The 22,990-nt window shown below is 37.7% G+C and carries 19 protein-coding genes; 10 read left to right on the top strand and 9 right to left on the bottom strand.

The window, feature by feature from the left end; genetic code table 11:
* The first annotated feature begins 91 nt into the window (after nt 1-91).
* Both ACSSV9_RS01930 and ACSSV9_RS01925 read left to right on the top strand, forming a co-directional pair.
* Nucleotides 92-670 (top strand): RNA polymerase sigma factor, encoded by a 579-nt coding sequence (locus ACSSV9_RS01930; protein WP_437345524.1) that lies wholly within the window; start codon nt 92-94, stop codon nt 668-670.
* A gap of 1 nt (nt 671) precedes the next feature.
* Nucleotides 672-1,721, top strand: a complete 1,050-nt coding sequence (locus tag ACSSV9_RS01925; protein ID WP_437345523.1) for an anti-sigma factor — start codon at nt 672-674, stop codon at nt 1,719-1,721.
* Here ACSSV9_RS01925 and ACSSV9_RS01920 read toward each other — a convergent pair.
* Together ACSSV9_RS01920 and ACSSV9_RS01915 are read right to left on the bottom strand one after the other, a co-directional pair.
* A complete protein-coding gene (locus ACSSV9_RS01920; protein ID WP_437345522.1) occupies nt 1,718-2,227 on the bottom strand; it encodes a hypothetical protein in 510 nt (169 codons plus the stop codon). The genes ACSSV9_RS01925 and ACSSV9_RS01920 overlap by 4 nt on opposite strands.
* A gap of 3 nt (nt 2,228-2,230) precedes the next feature.
* Complete coding sequence (locus ACSSV9_RS01915) at nt 2,231-2,887, bottom strand: PspC domain-containing protein (protein ID WP_437345521.1); 657 nt, start codon at nt 2,885-2,887, stop codon at nt 2,231-2,233.
* A 308-nt stretch (nt 2,888-3,195) separates the two neighbouring features.
* Between ACSSV9_RS01915 and ACSSV9_RS01910 the strand changes: the two genes are divergently transcribed.
* From ACSSV9_RS01910 to ACSSV9_RS01895, 4 genes are all read left to right on the top strand, one after another.
* Nucleotides 3,196-4,173, top strand: coding sequence for an SPFH domain-containing protein (locus tag ACSSV9_RS01910; RefSeq protein ID WP_437345520.1), 978 nt, complete (start codon nt 3,196-3,198; stop codon nt 4,171-4,173).
* An 8-nt stretch (nt 4,174-4,181) separates the two neighbouring features.
* A complete protein-coding gene (locus tag ACSSV9_RS01905) occupies nt 4,182-9,773 on the top strand; it encodes an aminotransferase class I/II-fold pyridoxal phosphate-dependent enzyme (protein ID WP_437345519.1) in 5,592 nt (1,863 codons plus the stop codon).
* Nucleotides 9,774-9,815: 42 nt separating this feature from the next.
* Nucleotides 9,816-10,037: a DUF2905 domain-containing protein gene (locus tag ACSSV9_RS01900; RefSeq protein ID WP_437345518.1), complete on the top strand. Its 222-nt coding sequence runs from the start codon at nt 9,816-9,818 to the stop codon at nt 10,035-10,037.
* A 63-nt stretch (nt 10,038-10,100) separates the two neighbouring features.
* Nucleotides 10,101-10,532, top strand: a complete 432-nt coding sequence (locus tag ACSSV9_RS01895) for an OsmC family protein (protein ID WP_437345517.1) — start codon at nt 10,101-10,103, stop codon at nt 10,530-10,532.
* A gap of 5 nt (nt 10,533-10,537) precedes the next feature.
* On the opposite strand, the gene ACSSV9_RS01890 is transcribed toward ACSSV9_RS01895, so the two are convergent.
* Nucleotides 10,538-10,915 carry a DUF2203 domain-containing protein gene (locus ACSSV9_RS01890; RefSeq protein WP_437345516.1) on the bottom strand — a complete coding sequence of 126 codons (378 nt, stop codon included), beginning with the start codon at nt 10,913-10,915 and terminating at the stop codon, nt 10,538-10,540.
* Nucleotides 10,916-11,570: 655 nt separating this feature from the next.
* On the opposite strand from ACSSV9_RS01890, the gene ACSSV9_RS01885 reads away from it, so the two are divergent.
* Both ACSSV9_RS01885 and serC read left to right on the top strand, forming a co-directional pair.
* Nucleotides 11,571-12,803: a DUF1015 domain-containing protein gene (locus tag ACSSV9_RS01885; RefSeq protein WP_437345515.1), complete on the top strand. Its 1,233-nt coding sequence runs from the start codon at nt 11,571-11,573 to the stop codon at nt 12,801-12,803.
* 39 nt (nt 12,804-12,842) lie between these two features.
* Nucleotides 12,843-13,928, top strand: a complete 1,086-nt coding sequence (gene serC, locus ACSSV9_RS01880) for a 3-phosphoserine/phosphohydroxythreonine transaminase (RefSeq protein WP_437345514.1) — start codon at nt 12,843-12,845, stop codon at nt 13,926-13,928.
* Between the two features lie 5 nt (nt 13,929-13,933).
* On the opposite strand, the gene ACSSV9_RS01875 is transcribed toward serC, so the two are convergent.
* The gene (locus tag ACSSV9_RS01875) at nt 13,934-14,857 is read right to left on the bottom strand and encodes a DMT family transporter (protein WP_437345513.1); all 924 of its coding nucleotides are present in this window, start codon (nt 14,855-14,857) and stop codon (nt 13,934-13,936) included.
* Between the two features lie 115 nt (nt 14,858-14,972).
* Between ACSSV9_RS01875 and ACSSV9_RS01870 the strand changes: the two genes are divergently transcribed.
* Both ACSSV9_RS01870 and ACSSV9_RS01865 read left to right on the top strand, forming a co-directional pair.
* Nucleotides 14,973-15,392 carry a hypothetical protein gene (locus ACSSV9_RS01870; RefSeq protein WP_437345512.1) on the top strand — a complete coding sequence of 140 codons (420 nt, stop codon included), beginning with the start codon at nt 14,973-14,975 and terminating at the stop codon, nt 15,390-15,392.
* The gene (locus ACSSV9_RS01865; RefSeq protein WP_437345511.1) at nt 15,392-15,550 is read left to right on the top strand and encodes a hypothetical protein; all 159 of its coding nucleotides are present in this window, start codon (nt 15,392-15,394) and stop codon (nt 15,548-15,550) included. Before ACSSV9_RS01870 ends, ACSSV9_RS01865 begins: the two co-directional genes overlap by 1 nt.
* A gap of 1 nt (nt 15,551) precedes the next feature.
* On the opposite strand, the gene hutH is transcribed toward ACSSV9_RS01865, so the two are convergent.
* The 5 genes from hutH to ACSSV9_RS01840 are packed head-to-tail and all read right to left on the bottom strand — an operon-like array spanning nt 15,552 to nt 22,880.
* Nucleotides 15,552-17,108 (bottom strand): histidine ammonia-lyase, encoded by a 1,557-nt coding sequence (gene hutH, locus ACSSV9_RS01860; RefSeq protein ID WP_437345510.1) that lies wholly within the window; start codon nt 17,106-17,108, stop codon nt 15,552-15,554.
* Between the two features lie 8 nt (nt 17,109-17,116).
* Nucleotides 17,117-18,382 carry a GTPase HflX gene (gene hflX, locus ACSSV9_RS01855; protein WP_437345509.1) on the bottom strand — a complete coding sequence of 422 codons (1,266 nt, stop codon included), beginning with the start codon at nt 18,380-18,382 and terminating at the stop codon, nt 17,117-17,119.
* A gap of 9 nt (nt 18,383-18,391) precedes the next feature.
* Nucleotides 18,392-20,440 carry a BatA domain-containing protein gene (locus ACSSV9_RS01850; RefSeq protein ID WP_437345508.1) on the bottom strand — a complete coding sequence of 683 codons (2,049 nt, stop codon included), beginning with the start codon at nt 20,438-20,440 and terminating at the stop codon, nt 18,392-18,394.
* Nucleotides 20,437-21,555 carry a glycosyltransferase family 4 protein gene (locus ACSSV9_RS01845; protein ID WP_437345507.1) on the bottom strand — a complete coding sequence of 373 codons (1,119 nt, stop codon included), beginning with the start codon at nt 21,553-21,555 and terminating at the stop codon, nt 20,437-20,439. Before ACSSV9_RS01845 ends, ACSSV9_RS01850 begins: the two co-directional genes overlap by 4 nt.
* Complete coding sequence (locus ACSSV9_RS01840) at nt 21,555-22,880, bottom strand: SpoIID/LytB domain-containing protein (RefSeq protein ID WP_437345506.1); 1,326 nt, start codon at nt 22,878-22,880, stop codon at nt 21,555-21,557. Before ACSSV9_RS01840 ends, ACSSV9_RS01845 begins: the two co-directional genes overlap by 1 nt.
* Between the last annotated feature and the right edge of the window lie 110 nt (nt 22,881-22,990).

Below are 22,990 nucleotides of genomic sequence, written 5' to 3'. Positions count from 1 at the left end.
CGTCGAAGCTGTGTAACTGCATTTTATTTAAATAAGTTGTAAATTTGTACCGCATATCATAGTTTTGAAGAGGCAATCGAAGCGGATTAAGTTGAATCAATTCAAGAATTATAGCGATATTGAATTAATGCAGGAGATTGCGAAGTTTGAATCTCGCGCCCTGGAAGAATTATACGACAGGTATTCACCGCTGCTATACACTATTGTAAAAAAAATTGCACCCGATGAAGAATCTGCTAGAGAACTCCTGGTAGAAATATTTTCGATCATCTGGAAGAAAAGCAACAAATTCGATTTCACAAATGGTAATGTTTATGCCTGGCTCGTAACATTAACCAGAAATAAAGCCGTCGATTTTCTAAGGCGTAGTCGCAAATCGGAATCGATTTCTCAAATTTACGACGACGAGTATGAAGATTACTTTATACTTCCCACATTTTTACCTGGAATGGATAGCCTCGATCTCGAAACTGCAAGTAGCCTTAAACTCAAAGTTGAAGAAGCTCTCTCGCAATTGACCGATACACAGAAGTACGTTTTACATCTTGCTTATTACGAGGGTTATACTATCGACGAAATTGCAAATAAATTAAACGTTCCCATAGAGACGGTACGGAATAAAGTGATGACATCTCTCTATAATTTCAGAGATAACCTGGCAAAGGAATAACATGGCAAAGAATGCTGTTCACGAGATGATAGCTGCCTTTGCGGTTGGTTGTATGGACCGGGATAATTTTATCCAGTTCAAAGATTATATCGATGCTGGTGGTGAATTGCCCGAAGGAGAACTGCAGGAGATGCAAAATATAGTATCGTTAATTCCCATCATACTCGATCTTGAAAAACCCGATCCTTCCTTAAAAGACGAAGTGGCGCGACGGCTAATCAGCATGAAAGACGAAATTAAAACTCGCATCAGGGAAGAAAAAAAAGCAACTGCCCTGAAGTCTTCAAGTCGTATTACCAAAGTGGGAACGAAAGCAAGTTTTCAACTTACTAATCTTAAAAAGACAGAACAAAAAGAAAAAACCGAAGAGTCCTCAAAGACTACCACAGTTAAAAAATCTGGAACAATTGACCGTTCGGTATTACCCGAAGATGCGGGCAGATATTTTACCGGCCAGCAATCGCAAATCAAAACGGCTCAGCGTCCTGCAGGCAAATCCGGCAGCATTGTCGGTTGGTTTGCTATTGTTATGTCGCTTGTTCTGTTTTCTTTGGTTGGCTACTATTCATTTACATCTATTGAAGAATTAAATCAAAAATTAGTGGACTTAGAACAGGATGTAAACATATATCGCAGTGAACTTGCCCGAACAAATAATTTTGTTAATAATTATATCGGACTGATCGAATTTTTCAATTACGGCGATATTACAATCGTTAATTTAAAATCTACCGTGCCTTCTGAAAATGCCTCAGCCAAAGTGCTCTTATCATTCGATGCCAAAGAAGGACTAATTCAATTCAGAAATGTCAAACCGTTGCTTGCCAATCAAGGGTATCAATTATGGCTTGTTAGCAGGGGAATATCATATTCGATGGGAGTTTATCAACCGACGGGAAATGAGTTCATACATATAACTTCGTTTCCGATTATTCCGAAGGAAAATATTGAATCTCTGAAAATCACAATAGAATCAAACACGGGATCGCCTACTCCTTCAGTTAACGAGTATATGTCGGCGTCCTTTCCACAGGAAGGGAGAGTTCGTTAATCGAATTGTTTCCTCTTTAAAAACAAACTCAAGCCCCCAGCAATTAATACCGCGGGTAATATTTTCATTGAATAACCGATTACTTTTCCTGCCTGCCTTTGAACGTAGGGGATTTGTAAAAGGTAAAACGATCCGATTGTTACCAACATGCCGATGATGAATCCGAATAAAAATATCTTTTCTTCTGGATTGTCGATATAAAGAGTAAGCATGAATGCAGAGATCATAAACATACTCGAGAAAATTATTACTTCTGAACTCAGACTAATATTATATAACTTTAGGGAGAGTATAAGAATTGAAGTGAGAAATATGAAAACGGAGAAAAGCATTATCCTTCTGTTGCTTGTTCTAAGAGAAAAATAATTTATTGAAATTCCATATAGTGCAAGAACAAGAACGAATCCATGCTTGTAATGATCTACTCCTGAATAGATGTCGATGATTTGTAATAGTCCTAATATTAATAACAATATCCCCGTGATTGTTCTGAAATTTAATTTCATAACTTACGGCTCCGCTTTCTTTTCTATAAAGAATAACAGCAGGAGATAAATAATTAAGATTAATCCGGCACTCAACAATACACTAATCAAAAAGAAGGTCCTAATTAATGTAACTTCTGCAGAAAGATATTCGGCCAAACCACCGCAAAGACCCGAGACAATCTTGTGTTTTTGTGACCTGTAAAATTTTGCTGGATTGTTTTCCTGTGCAGAAACTATATGCATATTTTTAATAGTGATATAAATTCCAGTAATCATTAATATTCCTCCCATCATTGTGGAGCGATTGTCCAGGAGGAAATAAGTTCTGTGGGTAAGGTCGAAATCAGTTAAATAAAGATAGAGTCCGGCAGTCATCATCATGCTGCTCAGGAATACCAGATTGTTTTTTTTATTTGCTACGATTAAAGATGAGGAGCGCTCGAGTGGAATCATAATTGAGGCAATAAAATAGAAAAGGATAATCCATCCTCCCAGCAATAGAGAAAACATAAGAGCTACTCGTATTTTTGCCGGGTCGATATTAAAATATCTGCCCAATCCACCGCATAAACCTGTGATAAGATAATCTGAGGACGAGCGTTCCAATTTTTTCCTTGCAGGTCGTTTTTCAGTGTAAGTCCCGTCGTCGAATAAATCTGGAAATTCGTGCTCTTCCATGTCTCCATCGATTAATTATGGTATTGAAAAGTATAAATTATTTGTCAATTGTAAAAAATATTTTCTAATAAATTGTCAAACGAGAATTTAAACTTAATTTTTAAGTTTAAAGTCAGCTAATACAAAATTTTTTTACAAGAGAGTTTACATAATTTCAAAAAAAATATTACATTAAGCAGCAATTTTATGTCTGTTTACCTTCTTGTTGATCCCATTTTTGAGTTGTGTATATAAAATAACGTATTATAAAATCGGAAAAGGATAATAACAAAACAGCTAAAGCTATTTAGAATTATCGGGAGTAAAATATGTGGCCAGCAATAGTAATAATAATATTAGTGATAATCCTGTTTCTGCTTTACGAATACCGATTGCGGAAACCCGACCAGTTAGTTTTGTATGAGTCGGATGGAAAAATCATACTGAAAAAAGGTAGGTTCTATCCGCGCCATTTTTGTCTGGTGCTTCCTCGAACGATTCATTCTGTACAATTAAACATTGATTCGACGGCAAAAGGAAATCTCAATATAAAAATTAGAATGACCTTAAGCGTAGCACTATCGCTTGAGAATATTCATAAATTAATTAAATCTGGCGGTTGGAATACAAGAGCAGTAGAGAAAGCCACTGAAGAACTCGAAATACTGATTGAAAGCTGGGTGCGAGAATTTACCGAAAAGTATGAGATAGAGGAATTAAGCGGAGAGAAGATTTATCAATATCTGAGTAAAAATACAGATATAAGCAAAGATAAATTTGGTCTGGAGATCGTATCAATATCTATTCAATTGATTGAAATCCTTGATTCTAAAATAGCCGACGCCATCAAGCAGCAGGAATCCGCACGTATTTTGGAACAAACCGAAGAGTTAAATCAGAAAGCTCGTATTGCTGCTGCTAAGGCTAAGTTCAAAGCAGAAGAAGAGATTGCATTGATGGAAAATCAACTCGAAATGAAAAAATATGAACTGAAAAACAAGGAGATCGAGAAAGAAGCCGAAATAGCCGAAAAACGTGTTAAAGAAGAACTAAAAAGAAAACAAATGCAGCTCGAATTCGAGTCGAAAGAATTGGAACTACTCAAGAACAATCCAGAACTCTTGTTGCTTACACCTCAGGCAGCGCGACTTGCTGAAGCCAGCCAGACTCTTAAAAACGCACGTACTGTTGTATCGCTTTCATCTACCGATTTGCCACAGGGCTCGGAGCTTGCCGTTTTATTCCAGAATTTGCTCCACAATTTAACGGAAAGCAGAAAGAAAAACAGTGAAAGAAAAACCGAATAGCTATTATAATGATTTCAAAAGATCCGCTGTTACTTTTTGAACTCAAACCAATAAAAGCGGCAAAAGTTTCGGAAATTAGTGAATCAACAGCCGCTTCGTCGGTACCTGCTCATGAAAGAGTAAATTTCCACATTGGAAATCCGGTGCAGGATGAAAGGCTCTACTCTCTTTTTATGCGCCTGGCAATGGGCATTGATCTGCTCGATGAAAATTTTTCGATAGATAACCCTCAAGCTTTCTGCCATGAATTGGGCCTGTCTACTCAAGACGTCCCAAAAGTTGAATTGATAGCCGAATTAATAAAAAGAGCAGCACCATACTCGCCACGCGGCGGATACATTAAATCGAAACCTGAATTTATAATTGAATATTTTAATGATTGGCTCTCACATAAACAACAGGAACCTCTATCTTACGATACCGGCGCAAAATCGGGTAAAAGGGAAATAATACTGGCTTCAAACGGTATTTCCGAGACTCTGCGCATTTTTTTTCATTCCGTTTCCGAATTTATGGTCAATCTACCAGCAGATATTCTTTTGTTTGACTGTGAAATTCCAGAACATTTAAAAAATTTTGAAGGCATACGATTTCACAATCTTGGAAATGCAGAAGAAGTATTACTGCCTCAATTGAACAATATGTTGAATAAGAGTAATGTACCAAAATTTCTTATACTGGGCAAAGTTACTAACGAAGTGACAAGAAGACATTTAAGAAATCTTAGTTTAGAATATCCTCTCTTTTTTGTTGAAGTAAATAATGCACCGAATCACCTTTCGCTGGCGCGCGAAGCCAAAATGATGAACCGGGTCCTTCGTTTTATAACTCCATCGGCTTTTTCAAACAAGCTGAAAGGTTTTTCTCTGGTATTCATTGCGGGCAACCATGAATTTATTAAAGTTCTGGAAAATGTACATTTCCAGCTGAAGGGAACTCCCTCTTCAACGGAAATTACATTGTTGAATTATCTGCTGAAGAGCGGTATCAAAGAAGAAAAGGAACCGCTTGACATAAATGTCGAGGCAGAAATTGAAGGCGAGTCTGTAAAGCTTGGATTGGAGCCCCTTTCCCGTTTTTCCAGAACCGCCGAAAAAATTATCGGTAATATTGTCGAATCGAAAGGGCGAGACATCGAAAATAAGATTAACAGGATTATAGAAGAATTCAGTTCGCATGCAGACAAGCAGAAAAGGTTTTCTTCAAAAATCAGTTACGACAGATTTTCCTCGTACAACGCTGTCGAGTTGTACGACGAGATGATCGATAATTTCAACAATGACGATTGGAAAAATGATCTCAAGGCTTCTTATCTGAGCGCATTTATTAATCATCATCCGGAGTATAAACTTGAAGATACTCTTGTTGTTAGTGGCTCGTCCAGAACGGCGCTCAGTATACTCGGATTCCACTGTGGTATCAGAGAAGCTATTATACCCGATTTGAGCTGGACTTACGAACATTGTTTTCCCGAAGTTTTTACCGTTCCATTAAAAGATGATTTTCAAATTGATATTAAAGCAATTATTGATGCTGTACAGAATAAGTTGTCGAAAGATGCTGGCTGGAAAAAATATGGAGCGGTTGTATTAAACAATCCCCATAACGCAACAGGACAAATTTTCGATCGAAACGATTTGAAAGAATTGCTCAAGTGGCTACTCGAAAGGGAAATTAAGGTCGTCGACGATTTGTCGTATCAAAATGTTAAACCTTCTTTGGGTCTGGAAAAAATCGATACACTGCGTCAGTTATGTAGTGAACTCGTTGAAGAAGGTTATCTTACAAGTGAAAAAGAAAAGTATGTAATTACAATTCATTCGATGTCGAAGACCGATTCCTTTGCAGGTGCGCGGTTATCGGTTGTCGAAATAAGATTGCCCGAATTACGAGAGAAATTTCAAAGTGTAGTTGATACTTTTCGTGATAACATTTCTGCAATTTACATTTCGTATCTACTTTATCGTAATAAAGTTGAAGACGTCAGAGCATATCATAAATTACGAAACAGGATATTTTACGACAGAAGCAAAGCGTTGGAGGAAGCCGCCGAAAGTCTTCCTGCCGAAAGAAATAGATTCAATATAAAAATAAAACCACCTGTCGGAAGCATGTACCCTCAAATGATTATTGACAATCTACCCACTGGTTTGTCGCTCGATTGGCTTGCTTCGGGACTGGCACGACAGGGAATCGGATTAATTCCGCTATCTACTTTTGCTCGTACAGAAAAAGGTTTTGAAACAGGAAGAAAATCTTTCAGACTAACGCTCGGTGGCTCGGACGGCGCCGATGTACTTGGAAGGAAAACACGCCGTGTCCTGATCGATCTCAATAGAATGATTGCCGAAGAGTCTGCAAATTATAACAAGCATCAATTAAAAGTTAAGAAACTAAATTTGCAGAAAAAAATAATCCTTGTAGATTATTCAAATTACTGGAAAGTCCTTGAAAAACATATTCTCGAAAACATTGAACATCTATTTACCGGTTATTTCAATAAAGTCAACGGTGGAGCAGACTATTCGTTTAATAAAAAGAAATTTCTCGGTGAATTCATACCTTATAAATTGTCCGTCTATCAAAACAAATTTGAAGAGCTCCAATCGTATATAAACGAATATGCAGGATATATTCTTTCGGGCAATCAAAAAAAACTCGAATTGATTTTAGAACGCGAATTTTATAAAGACTCACTCGAAAGGCGTAAGCAAGCTTTTCGTACCAGAATGTTCGACAGGACTGTTCATCCCACTCAAATGTATTCGATTAAAACTGATATAATTGCCGAGCGGATAATCGAAAATCTTTTGAGAGGAATACAACCATCGAAAAATGAACTGGAAAAATTGAAAGAGGAGCTTGTCAAAGAATATTTAGGACTGAACGTTGCCATCGTCTCGAGCGAAGAACCTCAGGAATTGATACTCGATTTGAAAACAATAATATCAGCCGAAAATTTTATTTCCCTTTATTCTGACTATCAGTTCGAAACTTTTCTATCTTTTTGGGGCGATTGGGACGGCAGCAATCGGCCTTCTGGACAGGGACACAGTTTGGTGGCTTTTGTATTGATTGAGAATATTGTACGTCAGGCAAGAATATTAGAAATGTTGATCGGAAACAATCATTCACTCGAGCTTGATGAATATCTTATAAAAGAATTGGAAAAACTCCCTCAACGGAACGATAGATTTACAGCCCTCTTAAACCAGATTACTCAACTTACGCATCAGCTCGAAAAAAGGTACCGTGGCACACTTCCATTTAATTTACAACCGAGCAAATTGAGAAAACTCGGTATGAAACTTCATATTGCTCAGGACCCGGTAACACGTTTGTGGCATCATAACGATCGACTTGAAAGGAAGATGCTCGACCTTAGAATAAGAAGAAGAAATACTTTAGAATATTATTTCGATTTGAACAAGAGATTACGGAAGACTTTACACGGGCACATTCCGGAGATAATGAAAAACCTTTCGGATAAACGGTTGCTTCTTGAAATCCTGATGTACAGGGACTTGCTAAGAAGGTTTGTTGTAACGCCTCGCATCCATCAAAAATTAATTACTGCGCAGGATCAATTTGCCATCGACACGACGGTGCATAACATAAACGAAATTAATGAAATAGCCGCAAGGTATGGAAATCCTGGAATGGTTCTGGCGCTGCAGGTGAGCATGACCACCAGGCCGGAGACTTTAATCTCCCTTGATCGAAAAATGAGGTCGAAGCGAGAAGAAATTTTAAGAGAAAACAGTAACCTCGATCTGCCCGCAGTATGGCTGGTGCCTCTGTTCGAAGATCTCGACTCGGTAAGTAATATTAAGAATTATCTCGACAAAATTTGGGAATATTCTTTCCAGAGTAGAAGAATTAATCAGGACACTGCAGAACGTTTCAATGAAATTATTACAGAAATATTTGTCGCTGGCTCAGATTTAAGTCAGCAGGTTGGACAGGCAATGGGTATGAATCTTTACAGGGAAGCGAAGTACGAATTAATGACCTGGCTGGCAGCGAATAATTTAATTGGACGAGTGCGCATGAAAATGGGCAGCGGTGAGCCAATGCAACGTCAGGGCGGGTATTATTCGGAAGTTGCTGGCAAGGAATTATTCATCGATTCATATTTAACGCAGAGCCGATTTAATGAGTACCTGGCTGAATCGACTCGAAAGAGTACCCAATATGCTATCACTCCTTTACTGGGTGTTTTTGCAGGAGGCGACCTGAGAACTTTTCAGAGCAATATTTCTGAAAAACTCAGGTATATTTCAACTTTCCAGAGAGCGCAACTACTTTATCATGTTAAAGAAGCTCAGGAATTCAACGAAAAAGAAATTCAAAGAGCCGGCGAACCTTTATCGGAAACCAGACTTCAATTTAAAACAAGAGGCTTGCAGGAACTTGAAAGACTTACAGTCGGCAAGAAAGACGAAATCTTCAATGAATTCCTGAATCTGCACCGTGAAAATTTTCGTCAGATTTTATACGGCCGGGATGAAGACGTTGTTGGTATTCATCTAATATCATATTTTATTGGTAGAACTACACCGCCGTTGCGCGACCGTCCCACTGTGCGTCCCGGACAGGGAGTTGGCGAAGGAGCAGGGCAAAAAATACTTGAAAAAATTGCTGGCACAATTCCATTCTCTAAATACGGAAGTCTATTACGTGCCATTTCTCATAATCAGTCACAAAGCGTCATACTTGGAATTAATCAATTGACTACAGGATTATTCCGTGCGCTCAACAATTTTTCTCAACGCGAATTTACTGAAGGTGAACCGATATATTTAATAACGGAACGGGTTCTTCCCAAACTTCCTGTTTATGAAATGCTGCAAACACTCAGAATTTATCACGACGTCGACCTTAAGTATTTGAGCAAAATGGAAAAGGCTTTTCCTGCTGGCAATTCGGCATTGATTGCATTGCGTGAGGACATCGACTCGATGCACAATTATTTAAGCTATTTCCAGAAAGAACTCTTAAGAAGGCACGGACTGGAAGTTTCGGAATTCTTTGAAGGCAATTATTTCATTCCGGATTTATTGCCCACGCTCAGACCCGATGTCGCTGTTCTACTGCAAAAGAATCTGTTCAATACGAGTCTCGAAGAAATAATGAAAGACATCAAAGGAAATGTTGACGATAAGTGGTTGAAGGAAGTACAATACCTTTTGAAAATTCCTGAAGAAATAAAAATGTGGCGTCAGAAAATCTGGGATTTACTCGAAGAACCGGTTTATCAGCGCGTTGCCAGTTTTGTCGAACTTGCTATTGCACTCTACTCTCTATCGTCGAGTTCCTCTTACAAAGAATATCTCTTTTCACCCAAAAAAATAAGAGCGGTACCGCAATTTACAAAGTCGTCCTTTGACGACAATATGCAGCAATTTCTTTCGGCTGCGGTTGAATACCTCGCCGCCATCTCGCAGGAAATGGTCGAAGTGCCGATCAATATTATTCGCGCCTTAAAAGAAGTTGAAAGAATAATTAAAATTGAAGAACAGGCTCTCTCCCCAAAAGACCAGGATAAACTTAAATTCTATCTTCTGCAGATTGCCCGACTTGCCGGTGAAAACGGCTAACGCTAAATTTGTGTAAGAAATATTTGAATAGTGAGGTAATTTATGAATGAGTTTCATACGCTCGGGAAAATCCTTGTTATAGGCGGTGTCATTTTGTTATCGGTCGGTCTTCTTTTAATTTTCTTCGGGAAAATTCCATATTTCGGCAAATTGCCAGGCGATATAACAATCAAAGGAAAAAATTATGTAGTCTATTTTCCTTTAGCCACTTCAATTATACTGAGCATAATTATCTCCTTAATTCTTTATCTTTTCAGAAAATGAAACCAAACTGAGTGGTGTTCATCTTACCTAATAAAAAATTGTTGCAATAGAAAAGAGGAATAAATGGCGACCAAAACAGCATTAGTTAAACACGTTAAAGGGGTCACTTTTTTAGGAAAAACCGACTCGAATCACTGGGTAGCAATGGACGGACCCGAGCAATTCGGGGGCAGCGATGCTGCAATACGCCCAAAAGAACTTGTTTTAATAGCGCTCGGTGGATGTACCGGTAGCGACGTGGCTGTAATTTTGAACAAGAAAAAAGTTAAATACGACGCTTTTGAAATTAATATACAGGCAGAAGTCCAGGAAACTCACCCTCAGGTTTTTACTAAAATTCATCTCGAATATGTTTTTTACGGGAAAGAGATACCAAAAGAAGCGGTCGAAAGAGCAATTGAACTATCGCAAAAAACTTATTGTAGTGTAACGGCAATGTTGCAAAAGTCAGTTGAAATTACGCATTCATATCGAATTGAAGAAGAAAAGAAATAATTACCTCAAAGGTATTCGGGCGGGATTGGCTTTCTGTCCGAATACCCGTTTGTTAATTCGTGATAATATTTAATTTCCTCTTCGTCACTACGCCAGCAGAGATAAACTTCCCTGTCGTTTATAATTGCAGGAAAGTCAACCAGTCCAATCTGAAAATTCCAATCTTTGTATAAACAACCAATTTCTTCGAGTTCTTTTATATATCCGTTTATCTGAGAACTCATTTTAAGAATATCTGGATTGCCATGATAGTTACCGCCTAACAGGTCCGACTTTGACCTAATTTCATACGCTGTGTTGATGATATCCCGTACAATCCTTTTTACAAGCGGCAATGTCCTGTTGGCTTCCGCTACTGTAAAATATTTAATTTGTGTTTCCACTCGGTATCCCTTTCTCAAGTAGCCTTTTATCAAATAACGTCACTTTAATGTTAAGAAAATTTGGAATAAAAAAAAATAAAAACTATGCAGATTACTTTAAATCATGTCCATTATTAAGGGCTTTAATGAAGCAATAAAAAATATATCGAAAAATCGAGCTCATATTTTTTCAATAAGTACAGCTTACAGTTTCATACTTGATTTCATCTTTCTAATAAAAAAAATTTCAAAAAAGAACGAATCTGCTTTAGTTGAATATGCATAAATCGAAGCATTTCCTAACAGAATATCGAAAAGGGTGATTGATATTTGTGAAAAATTCTTACACATGGCGGAAGTTTGAAGGTCGCTTTGAATTGAAGTTGGTGCTGGTTAGATGGGGAGACAGGTAGTAAAACTGAAGAGCTAATTTTATATGTTTATCTCACAACGATAAAGAAATCAAAAATATTCAATCTACAAGCAGGACATATTAACTGATTGCCCTCCTTGCTGAATCGAGAAAAGAGAAACAATCGGGTTAACTGCTTAAAAAATGCAGGCATGTTCTGCGCTAAATAATAATAAGTTTAGTTGGCATTAAGTTTTAAAATAATACTATTATATACTATTTTTCTTTTAGTAATTTTTTTCGATTTATAAAGAAGAGGAGACTATGGCTCTCATTCGTCCTTTTAAAGCTCTAAGACCGCACGAAAAAGTAGCGCATCTGGTGGCAAGTTTACCGTATGACGTTGTAAGCAGGGAAGAAGCTGCCGAACTTGCAAAAGGCAATCCGTTGAGTTTTTTAAGAGTTACACGCGCAGAAATTGAAATGCCTGCTGATATTGATGTTTATTCGAGTGAAGTTTATGCCAGAGCAAAAGACAACCTTGAACGTCTTAAAAACGAAGCTCCTCTTTTGCTGGATAATAATCCTCATATTTACGTATATCGATTAATCAGGGAGGGTAATTCACAGATCGGTCTGGCTGCCACTTTCTCTGTAGAAGAATACGAAAACAATTTAATAAAAAAACACGAAAAGACGAGAAAAGTTAAAGAAGACGACCGCACGAATCATATAATTACTACAAGAGCTCAAACAGGACCTGTATTTCTTACCTATAAGGGTGTAGATGTAATAAATGATAAAGTAAACCAAATAATACAAAATGAAAAACCAATTTACGACTTTAGAGCTGTTGATGGTGTACAGCATACGGTCTGGATTGTACCCGATAATCTGGTTGATGTTATTGTAGATGCAATGAAACAGGTAGATTCGCTTTATATAGCTGATGGACATCACAGAGCTGCAAGTGCTGTGAGAGCTTGTAAATATTTGATGGAAAGAAATCCTTCTCATAAAGGTGATGAAGAATACAACTTTTTCCTTGCCGTTTTATTTCCAGCAGAACAACTAAAAATACTGCCTTATAATAGAGTCGTTCACAAATTGAATATGCCCAAGAGCGAGTTCTTAGAAAAAGTGAAAAATTATTTTGACATCGAAGAAATCGACAATCCCGTCCCGCAGACAAAAAGAAGTTATTGCATGTATATAGAGAAAAAATGGTACAGCTTAAAACCAAATGGAAATGTTAAACCAGGCAATACATTAGGTGATAATCTTGACGTAAGCATTCTTCAAAATTATTTATTGCATCCTGTACTGGGTATTGAGGACCCACGTACTGATACAAATATCGATTTTATTGGAGGTATCAGAGGGACGGAAGAACTTGTGCGTCTGGTTGATTCAGGTACTGCAGAAGTCGCATTCTCGTTATATCCAGTATCAATAGAAGATTTGATCAATATTTCAGACGCAGGCGAAATTATGCCCCCGAAATCGACCTGGTTCGAACCAAAACTAAGAGACGGTTTATTGGTTCACCTTATTTAGCCGTTAATTCTAACTGACATTAATATAAAGGAGTGAAGTATGGAAAAGAGAATTTATAATTTCAGCGCTGGTCCCGCCGTCTTACCGGAAGAAGTTTTGCTCGAGGCTCAGAAGGAACTCTATTCTTATAAAGGCAGCGGTATGAGTATAATGGAAATGAGCCATCGTGGTAAAATTTTTGATCAGGTAATTAAAGAAGCAGAAGCCGATCTGAGAAAATTGCTTGATATTAACGATAACTATGCTGTCTTGTTTCTTCAGGGCGGAGCTACACTCCAATTTTCGATGGTGCCGCTGAATTTGATGCCCCCGAAAAACAAGGCTGACTATATTATTACTGGCTCGTGGGCTAAGAAAGCTATGAAGGAAGCTAAAAGAGTCGGTTCAGTAAATATTGCCGCTAGCACTGAAAGCGAAAACTTTAACAGAATACCGAAACAGTCCGAATTAAAACTTGACCCGGATGCTTCTTATGTCCATTTTACTTCTAATAATACTATCTACGGTACTCAATGGAAAACAGAACCTGAGACTAACGGTGTTCCGCTTGTATGCGACGCTTCCTCAGATATCCTTCACAAAAAAATTGACGTAAATAAATACGGCCTAATCTATGCAGGAGCACAAAAAAATATCGGACCTTCGGGTGTCGTAGTTGTAATAATTCGGAAGGATCTCCTTGAAAGATCATCTGACGATTTACACACTTATCTGAACTACCGAATCCATGCAGAAAACAATTCGCTCTACAATACACCTCCTACTTTCGGAATTTATGTAGCCGGGCTTGTCTTTAAATGGTTATTGAATATGGGCGGACTTGACGAAATGTATAAACGCAACAAAGAAAAAGCGCAAATTTTATACGACGCAATTGACACAAGTGATGGATATTACAAAGGTACGGTTGTTAAAGAAGACAGATCTTTGATGAACGTAACTTTCCGTCTCCCAAGCGAAGAACTCGAAAAGAAATTTATCGAAGAAGCAAAAACAAAAGGTTTTGAAGGATTGAAAGGGCATCGTAGTGTTGGTGGTATTAGAGCATCCATCTACAATGCATTTCCCAAAAAAGGCGTTGAAGAACTGGTTCAGTTCATGGATGATTTCAAGAAGAAAAATTAATTTTATCAATGGCTGTCCTGGCGGTTTTTAAGGGCAGCCTTCTTTATTCCACCTCTCTTTTGTACCAAAACGGCTCCCAAGACAACTATTATCAGTCCGATAATTTCTTTTACACTCAAATTTTCATCCAGAAATAAAAACGACAGTATGGCAATTTGAATTAACATCGTATTGTTTATGATACTCGATTCTACAGCAGTCAGTTCGCGTAATGTTTTGTTCCAGAGTGTAAATGCCAGTGCTGTATTGATTCCTGCAAGCCATAAAATATAAATCCAGTTTTCGAGACTCATTGCAGGAAATTTTTCGAATATATTTGCAGTGATCAGAAGTAGAAACGAACCAAAGCCCAGGCTAACAAATGTAACTATCAATGGATCGAATTTACGTTCGCGATTTATGTTCCTTCCGAGAACTGCCGCCATAGCATTCGCACCAACTCCCAGTGTCATCACTCCCAATCCTGCAAGCTGTGTGCTGGTGAAATCCACTGGAAGAAAATAAATCAAAGTACCTGCGAGAAATATCCCAATTCCCACAATCTGCTTTTTAGTCGGTTTCTCGTTCAAAAATATTATGCCCATAGCTAGGACAAGCAGAGGTGTAAAGTTCAACAGTAAACTTACAGTAACCGACGGCAGTAAAGAAAGCCCGATAAATTGTGTTCCCTGTGTTGCGAAGTAGAAAACAAATCCGAGAAGAATTAACTTCGTAAAGTCTCTGATGGTTAATTGCTTTAAGCCGCTGATATGATTTTTTCTTAAAATGAACGGAAGAAAAATCATGAATGCCAGCGAATATCTTAGTCCCGCAAAAAATAACGGTGAAATTTCTTCTAATCCCCACTTAATTATAATGTATGAAGTAGACCATAAAAAAGTAACGAATAGAGCTTCAAAGACGGGAATGAATCTACTTTTACTGTCCAATAATCCACAGTCCTGATTGTTTGAAATGAAATATACAATAAGTCATAGCAAAATCTTTGTGCAGTTGAATTTAGTCGAACGATTATTTAGATTGCTTAAAATTTAATAATGGATTATGAAAAAGTTATCGACGATCCTTACCCTCGCACTTACTTTATTTGCTTGCCAGAACTCAGAAGATTTTAAGCTTACTGATGCAGAAGTTTTTGCTTTTTTAATCGATAATGGATGGGAAATAAATGCCACATGCATAGCCAAAGGATTCGGTCAGGAAAGTTCAGGCAACGCTTACATTGCGCGACTTTCTTATACTGTCGATTTGATAACGCCTGATAATAAGAAATTAGAATATATTGACGAAGGGCTTGTTAATAAATCTTCCGAGGAAAAAATTGAATATTTACAGGTCGAGTCTCAATTTCAAATCGACTCAACTTTTTCTGAAGGAACATATAAAATTGTTTTTAATGTTCAGGACAACAACACGCAAAAATCGGCAAGCATCGAAAAAAGTTTTACTGTTTCGAGGGATTGATGAGTCTTTATACGATTATTTTTATACTTGTAACAATTTTAATTATTGGTGGGCTTGCTATCTTCGGACTTCTGGTGGTCAAACTCGACAAATGGATCGACAAAAAGGAACGGCTGGGCAGGGAAAGTATTTATAAAGAAAAACAGAAAAATAAATGAGTTAATTGAGTTTAATTTTTTTCTCTACGCTCTTCAGAATTATTCCTTCTTTAACAAGTCTAACTACTCTGTCGATATCATCTTTTAGAAGCCTGTCTTTTTTGAGTGGTGGAACTACTTTTCTGATTGCTTCGTAAGCTGCCTGAGTGCCCAAACCACATTTTAACGGTCTATGGTATTCAATTGCCTGGGCAGCAGTAAGCAATTCTAATGCGAGCACTGTTATAGTATTTTGAAGCACATCGTAACATTTGCGAGAAGAAATTGAACCCATCGAATTATGATCTTCCTTCAAAGCCGAAGTAGGAATTGAATCGACACTTGCAGGATGAGCCAGAACTTTATTTTCCGAAACCAGTGCTGCTGATGTGTATTGAACGAGCATGTAACCGGAATTCAGCCCGCCATGATGCGCCAGAAATTTAGGTAATTTTTCCGACGATCCGTTTAATATTCTGTCAGTGCGTCTTTCGGAGATGCTTGCCAGTTCAGACAAAGCTATTGCCATAAAATCCATTGCAAGTGCTATCGGTTGTCCATGAAAATTGCCGCCACTTATGTAATCTTTTTTATCAGGGAAAATCAAAGGATTATCCGTAACTGAATTTAATTCTGTTTCGACCTGACGCGATATAAAATTAATTGCATCTCGCGAAGCACCGTGTACCTGTGGTATACATCTTAGTGAATAAGCGTCCTGAACACGTGGGTCGTTGTATTTATGTGAGGCTCTTATTTGACTGCCTTTTAACAATTTCTGCAGATTACTTGCTGAATCTATTTGACCTTTGTACGGTCTGAGTTTGTGTATCCTTAAATCGTACGCTGAATCCGTACCTCGCAACGCCTCGTTTGATAATGCCCCGGCAATATCGGCAATTTTAACAAGTTTGTTTGCCTCGATTGAAATGTAAGCAGCATATGCCGTCATCATCTGAGTACCATTAATTAAAGCCAACCCTTCTTTGGCATTAAGCTGAACTGGGTTTAATCCGAATTTTTTCAATGCGGAGCGAGCACTCATAATTTTTTTATGGTATTTATTTTCGTCGAGCGGTGAATCGTTAATTTCAACTTTTCCTTTGCCAAGCATAGCAAGAACCATATGAGCCAGAGGTGCCAGGTCGCCACTTGAGCCTACAGAGCCCTGAGAAGGGATTAAAGGCAGAATGTTGTTATTCAACATATCGATTAGTAACTGTAACGTTTGCAAACGGATTCCAGAATGACCGGAAGCAAGAGCATTTATTCTTAAAAGCATCATCAGTTTAACGATAAATGAAGGCAATAAATTTCCCACTCCCGCCGTATGACTCAGAATCAAATTTTCCTGAAGTCTGCCGATGTCTTTTTTATCAATTCTAACACTCGAAAAACCACCGAATCCTGTTGTAACACCATAAATCGTTTCCCCTTTTTCAACCCATTCGTCAACAAGTTTGCTTCCGCGGGTGATCCTTTCAATGGCTTCTTTTGATAGTTCGACATTACAATTATTGTGCAGAAAATAGTCGACTTGATTAAGAGTGAGGGATTTGCCGTCAATTATAATTTTCATAAAAATGATTAGTTGTGCTGGATTAGTTTTTTAATTTGACTTTCGTTAATCTTATTAGTTCTGTATTTCATCAGAACAAATTCGTCTTCGTAGTGTGTGTCGAGTACTTCTGCTATTTCGTAAACTTTCGATATTTTCTTCGATTGATTGTGGCTAATTCTCAGTTCACCTTCGACGAAGTTTTGTTCGTAAATGTTAATCAGTGCCGATTTCAATTTTTGTATACCGATACCGCGTTCTGCTGAAATTAAATAACTATCCGGATAATTTGCGATTATATAATTTATAATGTCCCGTTCTTTTAGAGCGTCGATTTTATTGAATATTTTTAACTGTAGTTTTTTATCGCAATTGAGCTGGCGTAAAGTATCTTCGACAGTTTTAATGTGATCTTCAAAGAAAGTGTGAGAAGCGTCGATTACATGCAATATCACGTCGGCCTCACTAACAACGTTAAGAGTACTCTTGAAAGAAGCGACAAGGTGTGCTGGAAGTTTTCTTATAAAACCAACGGTATCGCTTAAGAGGATTTGTTTGTTCTTGTCTAAGTTTAATATTCGCGTTGTTGAGTCGAGCGTGGCAAATAATTTGTTTTCTGCCAGCACGCTGGCATTTGTCAAAAGATTTAGCAGTGTGGATTTCCCTGCGTTTGTATATCCCACGAGTGTTGCATTAATTAATTTTTTGCGCGCTGAGCTTTTTACAATTTGTTGGGATTCGATTTTACGAAGGTTTTCTTTTAATTTTGATATCCGTCTGCGAATTAAACGCCGGTCTGTTTCGATCTGTGTTTCGCCCGGTCCTTTTGTCCCGATTCCACCGTACTGTTTCGATAGGTGAGTCCATGCTCTCGTAAGTCTCGGCAGCATATATTCGAGCTGAGCCAGTTCAACCTGCGTTTTGGCTTCCCTAGTTTTTGCATGAAGCGCAAAAATATCGAGTATCAATCCGCTTCTATCGAGTATCTTACGATTGAATAGTTTTTCAAGATTGCGTACCTGTGTGGGATTAAGGTCGTTGTCGAAAATAACTACCTGTATGTCGTTCAACTCAATTAATTGTGCGATCTCTTCTGCTTTCCCTCTACCGATGAAATATGCCGGGTCGGGTTTAATTCTGTCCTGGAGGATTTTAAAAACCGTTTCAGCTCCCGCCGTCGAGGCAAGCAATTCCAGTTCATCCAGATGCTCTTCAACTTGATCTTTTGAATAACCCCCAATTGGCAGTGCGATTAGAATTGCTCTTTCACGCGGCGTATTCTTAAGTTCAATCATAAATGCTTTTTAGCTTCCTTTCTCCAGATCAATTACTTCTCTTTTATTACTTTTCGACAAAAATGTTTCGATTGTTGCCAGTAATATTACTAAAATAACAAAATATTTCCATAGCTCGCTGCCGTATCTTAGTTGAATTATATTTTCCTTTTTGAATGAAGTTGAGTTTATTGTAATAAAACCTGCTCCAGCCTTTAATTCCTCGTCGGTATAGTAATCAGGTATCGATTCAAATGGATCGGTATTGACGACTGCGTATTTTATCAATCGAGTATCAGCATAAAATTGATATAAACCCGGCAGATCGGTATCCGTATACGATATAATATTTTGATTGGGACTTTCGTTTCTATTCAAGTAAGCTACAGTATTGTCTGGTTTATCTACTTTTATGATGGGCGAGGCAATTCCTGCTAAATCGATGATGATTCTTTCGCCAGTTCTAAATTCTTTCTCGGTGTTGAAGTTAGACTTAAATCTTGAGATTCTATTAATTAACGGTGCAAAAATCGATTTGAGTGGGAAATTGCTCCAATTAGTCACTGGTGCGATGTTAAATAAAAAAATCTTCCCTGCGCCTTTTTTTATTTCAGCAACGAAGGGCGAGCCGTCATCCATTGCAATAATTACCTCTCCTTCATAAAATCCGTTCAATCTAAAATACCTGTAAAATTCTGGCGATTCGATCTCTACATTTTTTTTGTTTTCGAACAAGTCGGTAATAAGCGGATGGTCGTAATTTAAATTACCTGTATAATGAATCGAATTAGAAATCTTTTGAAATCCTTTGCCTCTGATACCCAGAGAATTACAAAACTTTTCGTGGTTCTCGAGCTTTTCAAAAGATGAAGGGAAAAGGACAAGGTTCCCGCCTTTATAAACATAATCGGAGAATAATCCGTATTGAGACGCTTCGGGTGCACCGATTGAAATTATCGTGTTATACTTCTTTAAGTCGATGGAAGTTAGAGCAGCGTACGGCATTTCCTCTAAAATTACCGTTTGATTTTTGTTCGTTAGAGATGTCGACAATGCGGCATTAAGGTAATATCCGTCTTCTTTTTTTTCGGACAAAATCAGAACTCTAATTTTACCTGGAACGTAAATAGCGAGGTATCTGTAGTTGTCAAAAAGAATATCGTCGTCTTCAAGCGATACCTGCACGTTTATTATTCCCGTATCAATTAATACCGTCTCGAAATTAAGGATTGTTCTTCCTTTCGGGGCAATTGAAAAACCTTTTTGAGCTGTTCTCCTTCCGTTTATGTATAAAGAAGCAATTCTGTTAACAGCTTGAGATTCTGAATGATTTTTAATTACAGCAAGAAAACTTACGGATTTGTTCAATTCGAAAATTTGATTTTCGGTATAAATAGTGTCAACTGACAGATTATTTGAATTTTTTGCACCGAGAGTAATTGCATATATCTTAATTTTTTCGTCGGGTGATTTATCAGGAAGTTTAAAGGCCGACTTCTGAAAATCCGAAAAGACGAATATTTCTTTATTTACCGAAGTTTCACTTTTCAGTTTATTAATAGCGTCAGACAGAGCGTCGTTGAGTTTAACTGATTTAACAGAAACATTCAGTCCGTCGACTAATTTCAGCGCTTCGGAAGGCGGCACGAAATTAATTCTATTGGTATGCTCAGAAGCTTTCATTACAGCAATTCGGTCTTTCGACGAAAATGACGAAGAAATTTCCTTAGAGAATTTTTTGGAAATATTAAAGAGTGAACCCTGCGGTGTTACAAGAGACATACTATACGAATCGTCGAATATAAAAATCGCCGAAGTCGTTCCCGATTCGGCTACAGTTCCCTTTATTGTAGGACGAGCAAATGCCAAGACTAAAAAAATTATTATCATTACTCTAATTAATAACAGCAACCATTGACGGAACTTGATTTTTCTAATTTTGCTTTTCTGAAGTTCTTTCAAAAAAGTTAGCGTACTGAATTCAACTTTTTTCAGTTTTTTTAAATTGAGAAAATGAATTATAACTGGTATTCCAGCAGCCAGTAGTCCAATCAATATTGCGGGATTAAGAAAAGTCATTTTTCGTTCAATGCTTCCTTATAAATTGAAATCAACTTGTCTGTAAAAATTTCAATATCAAAATGTTCCACAGCTCTAAGCCGTGCATTTTTGCCTAGTTTTTCTCTCAATTCTCTGTCGTCAATTAATCTCTTCAATTTTGTAGCAAGGTCTTCGGCTGACTGTTTATTAAAGAGTAATGAAGTTTGACAGTCGATCGCAATATCGAGAACGCCGTCCGAAGCAGAACAAACATTTGGTTTAGCCATACTGAATGCTTCGATGAGTGCAATACCGAATGCCTCTGCATGAGAGGGAAATACAAAAATATCCATTGCAGCGAGGATATCCGAAATATCTTTTCTGAATCCGGTAAAAATTATTCTGTCGATTATGCCCGCCTGATGTGCTGCTTCTCTTATTTTATTTTCGTATTCATCTTCGCCGCGACTGGCTTTTCCAACTATGATGAATTTGAGATTATTATAATCATTACATAATATTTTTGCAGCTGTAATAAATTCTTCATGCCCTTTGCCAGGGCTAAAACGCGCTGTCATGCCAATTAATAATTCATCGTCATCTATTCCGAATTCAGAACGTACTTTATTCCTGTCGTGCTTTGCGGGGTCGAAAGATTTCGTATCGATTCCGTTGTGGAGTAATCTTATCTTTTCTGGTCTTAATGGAGTGGTGTCGAGCAGATTCTTTGCTATCACATTGCTGATCGCAATAGCAATGTTGACTCGTCTATAGATGAGTCGATGGAGGATATCTTTTTTTACTATATACGAACCCATATGTTTTGTCATTAAAAGGGGAGTGTTTAATTTCGCAAGTTTCAGTGCCGGTACAATCAACCATAAATCTTTTGAAGTTGCACAGTGAATTAGGTCGAACTTTTCTTTTTTGAGTAAAGCGACTATTTTTTTAATGCCAGCTGGATTTAAGTAAGCTGCATTATCAATTGTTTCAGTATTAATATGACAGGCCTTAGCTTCCTGGGTGATTGGTGCTTCGGTGAGCGATAAAAGGGTTGTGTTCAGTCCTCTTTCATTAAGTTTTAGAATTGTAGTCAATGAGTAAATTTCGAGTCCACCCCAGCTATTTGAAAAGCAAGTTTTAAGTATTTTCATCAATAAATCTTTTTGATTTTAGCTCCCTTAAAATAATGCAAAAGGATTTCGTCAAATTGGTATCCGATATTCGACATCGAGGCGGCGCCAATTTGGCATAAGCCCACGCCATGTCCCCACCCTGCTCCTTTAAGAATAAATTTATCCGGTATGTTATCTTTAATGTTTTCTTTATAGACAGAAAATGCTGAACTGTAAAGATGAGTCGGTGAAAGCCATTTTCTTATTTCGAGTTCTTTGCCGACGGTCAATGTTTTTTTTGTACCTCTTATTTTCAACTTAATAATTCTTCCGGAATATCCTCGCTTGACTGGTTCCAGATCAATTATATGGCCAAAGTCGATTCCACTTTTTTCTTTTATAATTGAAGAAAGTTTGTCCTGAGAATATTCAACACGCCATCTAAAAAAATCAGTTTTCCTGTCGTAATCGTTCAATATCTGTTGAAGTATTTTGGGATCAGTCGTATTGCAGAAAGCGTGGGGCGAAATGTTAATCCACTTTTCCGCATTTTGTTCTTTTGTAAGATCGTATTCGATCCCATCAATTTCGAATTTGTAATCTGTGACTGATACAAGATATCGAACTCTTATCGGTTCCCACACGTTTTCGAACGACTCAGTGATTCCACCGCAACATTTTGAATAACGCGTGTCGCACACTTTGTCGTCGTACATCAATACAATTCCTCTGGTGCTTTCTACGGCGCTATAGACGTTTTCGTTGATAATTCTGGTAATTCCCTGATAACGCTGGCAATGGTCGTCTGAACAAAAATCGTAGTTATTGTGGTTGGTTGAGTCGTACCATCTTATGATTTCTTCGTCTGAAATCAATTCGTTGACGTGGTGAGTGGTATCTTTTTTCTTTTCTAACTGGAATAAAATCCAGCTACGCGAAATGACCGCATGCGCCTTGAGTAATTCGGGAGAGCTATTGGCGTTCATTTCGGAGGCGATGACACTTGTAAGATATTCCTCCAGTGGAATAATATTGACAGCAGTGATACTACCATCTTCTATAAACAATCGAAGTGTACCACGGAAGCGCTGCTTTTCTTTTTTTTGCCAGTGGAAATTCTTTCCTATAACTACATCGTAAAGAACAAACGATTCGATATCAATGTCATTAGGAGTGAAAATTATTTCTCTGGATTGGCCAACTTTGTTGTTGCCTTTGTAAACCACTATTTTTTCCCCTTCGATGAGGGCTCTATAATCTCCGCTGCATTTCCTTGTGTCAAAATTACTTTTGAATTCTCCGTAAAGGTCGAAACGAATTTCTTTTGCGGTCAGTATTCCGATATTTATTTCCGGCTCTGTCATTAGAGAGTTTCTTTATTTTTCACTCTGAAATATAGCAATGTTTTTATTAATCACGATTTTATGTTTTTTACTTCTCTTTTTTTATTATTATGCTCAAACTGCAATGTAGC

The organism is Melioribacter sulfuriphilus (genome assembly GCF_051488685.1).
Lineage (GTDB): Bacteria > Bacteroidota > Ignavibacteria > Ignavibacteriales > Melioribacteraceae > Melioribacter.
Note: the sequence above shows the minus strand (reverse complement) of the source record. Positions and strands in the feature narration are given on the sequence as shown.